Source organism: Streptomyces sioyaensis (assembly GCF_004122735.1).
Taxonomy (GTDB): domain Bacteria; phylum Actinomycetota; class Actinomycetes; order Streptomycetales; family Streptomycetaceae; genus Streptomyces; species Streptomyces sioyaensis.
Genome location: NZ_SDIF01000255.1, coordinates 1 through 2,679 on the forward strand (window position 1 = coordinate 1; position 2,679 = coordinate 2,679).

At 69.9% G+C, this 2,679-nt stretch carries 2 protein-coding genes and 1 pseudogene; 2 read left to right on the forward strand and 1 reads right to left on the reverse strand.

Going from position 1 to position 2,679, the window contains the following annotated elements:
- Positions 1 to 124: 124 nt before the first annotated feature.
- Together EST54_RS33620 and EST54_RS33625 are read left to right on the forward strand one after the other, a co-directional pair.
- Positions 125 to 934 carry an RNA polymerase sigma factor SigF gene (locus EST54_RS33620; protein WP_026169670.1) on the forward strand — a complete coding sequence of 270 codons (810 nt, stop codon included), beginning with the start codon at positions 125 to 127 and terminating at the stop codon, positions 932 to 934.
- 198 nt (positions 935 to 1,132) lie between these two features.
- On the forward strand, positions 1,133 to 1,969 hold the full coding sequence (locus EST54_RS33625; RefSeq protein ID WP_129251453.1) for an RNA polymerase sigma factor SigF: 837 nt from the start codon (positions 1,133 to 1,135) through the stop codon (positions 1,967 to 1,969).
- A 364-nt stretch (positions 1,970 to 2,333) separates the two neighbouring features.
- Here EST54_RS33625 and EST54_RS35800 read toward each other — a convergent pair.
- Positions 2,334 to 2,679 (reverse strand): annotated as a pseudogene (locus EST54_RS35800) (VOC family protein); the annotation flags it as partial.

A 2,679-nucleotide genomic window follows, 5' to 3' on the forward strand; every position in this document is an offset into this window, starting at 1 on the left:
CCGAACGCCCCGTGCCCACCCCAACTCTCTGTTCAACACGGCGTTATGGGGTGCTTGCACACAGTGCACATGTCTTGTGATGCTATGACCGCTTTTGCCGGATACATGCACTGTGAAGGGTGGCGTGACCGTGACGGCCCGTACTGCGCCCAAGGCTCCATCCCGCGAGAGCCGAAGCGCGGACACGCGGGCACTCACACAGGTGCTGTTCGCCGAGCTGACGGACCTCGAACCCGGCACCCCGGAGCACACCCGGGTCCGCGCCGCGCTGATCGAGGCCAATCTGCCGCTGGTCCGCTATGCCGCGGCCCGCTTCCGCAGCCGCAACGAACCGATGGAGGACGTCATCCAGGTCGGCACCATCGGCCTGATCAACGCGATCGACCGATTCGATCCGGACCGGGGCGTCCAGTTCCCCACCTTCGCGATGCCCACCGTCGTCGGCGAGATCAAACGCTACTTTCGAGACAATGTCCGCACGGTCCATGTGCCGCGCCGCCTCCACGAGCTGTGGGTGCAGGTCAACGGGGCGACCGAGGATCTGACGGTGCTGCACGGCCGCTCCCCCACGACCGCCGAGATCGCCGAGCGCCTCAAGATCGGCGAGGACGAGGTCCTGGCCTGCCTGGAGGCCGGCCGCTCGTATCACGCCACCTCACTGGAGGCCGCCCAGGAGGGCGACGGCCTGCCCGGCCTGCTCGACCGCCTCGGCTACGAGGACCCGGAGCTGGCCGGGGTCGAGCACCGCGACCTCGTACGGCACCTCCTCGTCCAGCTGCCCGAGCGCGAGCAGCGGATCCTTCTGCTGCGTTACTACAGCAATCTGACGCAGTCCCAGATCAGTGCGGAGCTGGGGGTGTCGCAGATGCATGTCTCACGGCTACTGTCGCGGAGCTTCGCCCGGCTGCGATCCGCAAACAGGATCGACGCCTAACCGGGACGGGCGACCCGTCCCCGCTCAGCTGCGCAGATATGTCGACATGGCGCTACAGCGTGTTGCCGACATGTGACATTCTGCAGGAACCGCGTTTGCCGTAGCGCTGCCTCCGGTATTCAGGTGGAGGTATCACTCCCCGGTCCGCCCCGGCCCGGGGACGCCGCAGCGACCCGTCCGCGACCTCAAGGGGGTGGCATGTCCGTAGAACTGGGCAGCTCAAAGGTGCTTTCCGCGATTCCCGCGCCCGCACCGCACGTGCATGACGACGACGCCATCAACACCCGCACGCTCTCCCGCTCCCTGTTCCTGCGGCTCGCCTCGCTCGACAAGGACTGCGCGGAGCGCACCTACGTCCGTGACACGCTCATCGAGCTCAATCTCCCGCTTGTGCGGTACGCGGCCGCCCGCTTCCGCAGCCGCAACGAGCCGATGGAGGACATCGTCCAGGTCGGCACCATCGGCCTGATCAAGGCGATCGATCGTTTCGACTGCGAACGCGGCGTGGAATTCCCGACGTTCGCGATGCCGACGGTGGTCGGTGAGATCAAGCGGTTCTTCCGCGACACCTCGTGGTCGGTACGGGTCCCGCGCCGGCTCCAGGAGCTCCGCCTCGCCCTCACCAAGGCCAGCGACGAGCTCTCGCAGAAGCTGGACCGCTCCCCGACCGTCCCCGAACTCGCCCTGTGCCTGGGGGTGTCGGAGGAGGACGTCGTCGACGGCCTGGCCGTCGGCAACGCCTACACCGCCTCCTCGCTCGACTCGCCCTCCCCCGAGGACGACGGCGGCGAGGGCTCCCTCGCGGACCGCCTCGGCTACGAGGACAGCGCGCTGGAGGGCGTGGAGTACCGCGAGTCCCTCAAGCCCCTGCTGGCCAAACTCCCGGCCCGCGAGCGCCAGATCATCATGCTGCGCTTCTTCGCCAATATGACGCAGTCCCAGATCGGCGAGGAGGTCGGCATCTCCCAGATGCATGTCTCCCGGCTGCTGACCCGCACCCTGGCGCAGCTGCGCGACGGCCTGATCTCCGACTGAGGAACGGTCCGCCGAGGGGCCGTACGGCGCTTGGTGCCGCTCGGCGGACAGTTGCAGAGGACCGGAGGCCGCGGGGCGTGGCGCATACCGCGCGCACGCCCGCCCGTACGAGAGTCATCCGGCGTCCGCCTCTGTACACCTGACACCCTGTCAGCAACACTGGCCCGATGCGACGGACGACTACCGCCCGTGCCTCTGTGGCCGTGCTGTGTCTGGGTGTCCTGCTCACCGGCTGCGGGAACGCGGCCGAGCAGGGCTATGCCGCGGTGGGCGCGGCAGGCCCCGCCGACGGCCGTACGCCGGCCGGTGCCGTACCGCCCCAGGACGGTGTCGAGCTGACGCCGCTGGACGGCGGAGAACGCGGTCACGACGGCGGAGACGGCAGGGGCGGCAGCGACGGCGCCACGGCGTCCGGACGGCCCGATGCGAGGGCCTCTTCCCGGTCCGACTCCGGCACGGGCGACTCCGCCCGCGGGTCCGCCTCCCCCGACAGCCCCGGCGCCAGCAGCGCACCGTCCCCGGGGGAGCCCGCCGGCCAGGGTGACGGCAGTACGCCCGCTCCCGCACCGCCCTCGCCCAACTCACCCACACCACCGGGCAGTTCCCCTCGCCCGCCGCACCACTCGCCCACCCCCGGGCCGCCGTTGATCGCCGTGTACTCCTGGCCGTCGAGCTCGAACTCGACCGTCAGCACGGTGCCCGCCGGGCGC

Excerpts from the sequence above, each read along its gene's own strand:
- EST54_RS33625 (WP_129251453.1), top strand. The coding sequence starts at position 1,133 with ATGTCCGTAGAACTGGGCAGCTCAAAGGTGCTTTCCGCGATTCCCGCG.